Genomic DNA, 2,287 nt, shown 5'->3' with positions numbered 1-2,287 from the left:
ATAAGGACCCTGAAAGAGGCCAGCCCCTAGCGGGTCGTTCCTGTATTTCAAGGCAGAAGATTGTATTTTTTCAGAAAATGTTGTAATTTCCAAGGTTGGAAGCGAACTATAAAAAAACCTAAGCGATGAAAAAAGCCATTCTTGCCACCGACCTGTCGAAGGCGTCCGACCTGCTGATGGAATGCGTGCCACAGTTCAAAGCCCTGGGTATTGAGCATATCACCGTATTTCACGCAGCCACCATCAGTTTCAACTATATGGAATACAGCGGCTATTCGATGATGGTGCACATCGAAGCCCGTATGATCAATATGCGAAATAAGATGCGCGAGCAGGGCATCGAGTCCGACATCGTGCTGAAAGAGGGCCTGCCTTCGCAGGAGATCATTGACTTCGCGGCCCTGCATCCGGATGCGCTGATCATTATGGGCAGCAAGGGGTCGGGCTTTGCCAAGCGCAACCTCATCGGAAGCACCACCCTGCGCGTCATCCAGCAGAGCCAGAGCCCGGTGCTGATGATCCGCATCAAGCACCTGGGGCGCAATGCCATGGGCGAAGAGGAATGTGTCCTGGAAACGCGTGACCTGCTGAGCCATGGTTTGCTGCTGACCGATTTCTCACAAAATTCGGGGCTGGCCTTTAATTACCTGAAAGAAAACCTGGCCGCCCATTTCGAGCAGCTCAGCCTGCTGCACGTGCAGGACACCGTGGCCCTGCGCCACCACGACAAGGAGACCCTGGCACGCTTTAACCAGATCGACCGCGGTCGCCTGGAGAAGATGGCAGAAGAGATTGGTGATGCCGCCAAAACCCCCGTCAGCAAGATCCTGGCAGAAGGGGCCATTGTGCCCGAGATCATGCGCGAGGTGAAACTCAATTTGGTTTCGCTGATCATCATGGGCACCCACGGCCGCTCGCATTTCTCCGACATCGTGCTGGGTAGCACCGTCTTTCCCGTGATCCAGCTGGTAGAATCGAACTGCCTGCTGATCCCCCTGAAGCAGGAATAAACCGTGCTTTTTCTGAAACCTTAACAAGCCTTTAAGGTTTTTTATGGCTTGTATGCCGTAAGTTTGAATGCCGGTAAATACAATGGGCAGAAGCCGGTATTCACCATTTGGTAAAACCGGGGAGATATGCCGGATCTCAGCAAAAGAACATCCGTCAAAAGGAAGCAGGGAAAGGGATTTTCCCTGGTCCTGATGCTCATGATCAGCCTGCTAATTTTATCGGGGAATCACCGGGTTAAGGCCGTTCAACCGCCCGAAATGCTCAGGGGAAAAATCATCAGCCTGAAGGACAGCACCGCCATTCCCAATGTGCATGTCATCAACCAAAGCAATTCCAGGGCCGGGGTTTCAGGCAGGGATGGGCAATTCCTGATTCCGGCTCATGCTGGCGACAGCATCCGCTTCCAGGCCATTGGCTTTGAAACGAAGGTGATTGAAGCTGGCCAGGATTTGCTGGACAAGGAAGAAGACTGGGTGGTAGGGCTTGAAGAAAAGATCTACGAGCTGCCGGTGGTGGAGGTTTTTCCGTACCAGACCTTCAGCGAATTTAAGTATGCCTTTCTGAACTTTAAGGACCCTGGGCCCGAATTTGAGCTGGAGCTCCCGGAGGTAAGCCTGGATGCGATCCCCGGCAATCGTCCGCCCGGCTTCGGGGTGGCCATCCCGGGCCCCATCACCTTTTTGTACGACCGCTTCAGCCGCCGGGGCAAAGCACAACGCAACTACCTGGAGGTTATGAGGCAGGAAGAACTGGCCAGCCGTGCTGCGCGTGTGGTCAACCCCCAGGTGATCGAACGCCTGACCAGCCTGAAGGAACGCGAAGACATCAACGCTTTCCTGATTTATTGCGGCATCACCGACGAATATGTGGTCAGCACCCGCGAAGCCGAGGTGTATGCCCGCATCATTGGCTGCTATGAAACTTATGCTGAAACAATAGAAAAAAGGTAATCTGGAAAAATTATTGCAAATTACAGCATTTTCTTCAATTGATTCCGCAATTTACGTTACGTAGATTACGGAATTTGCCTTTCCCCTGTAAAACAAAATATCGGGTAAGGAGGAAAAATTTACGGCACTGTATCCTTCTGGTCAGCCCCGTGCACCATACCCTTTGCCCCATGCACCATGCTTTAAGCCCCTTTTCCTTTTTTCATTTTTCAAAATTCCTTTTTCATTGATTACCTTTGCACCCTGAACGAAATATCTGATAAAATGCTAAGAACAAATACCTGCGGCGAACTTCGCCTGGAAGACGTTGGAAAAGAAGTGGTCCT

The 2,287-nt window shown here is 51.7% G+C and carries 2 protein-coding genes; both read left to right on the top strand.

What is annotated here, in order from left to right; all coding sequences use genetic code 11:
* The first annotated feature begins 125 nt into the window (after window positions 1–125).
* Complete coding sequence (locus tag V2I46_06035; GenBank protein MEE4177053.1) at window positions 126–1,010, top strand: universal stress protein; 885 nt, start codon at window positions 126–128, stop codon at window positions 1,008–1,010.
* Between the two features lie 126 nt (window positions 1,011–1,136).
* The gene (locus V2I46_06030; protein MEE4177052.1) at window positions 1,137–1,961 is read left to right on the top strand and encodes a hypothetical protein; all 825 of its coding nucleotides are present in this window, start codon (window positions 1,137–1,139) and stop codon (window positions 1,959–1,961) included.
* Window positions 1,962–2,287 lie beyond the last annotated feature (326 nt).

The organism is Bacteroides sp. (genome assembly GCA_036351255.1).
In the GTDB taxonomy this organism is placed as follows: Bacteria; Bacteroidota; Bacteroidia; order Bacteroidales; family UBA7960; genus UBA7960.
The sequence above is the reverse complement of the archived record's forward strand: the minus strand, read 5'-3'. Positions and strand labels throughout refer to the sequence as shown.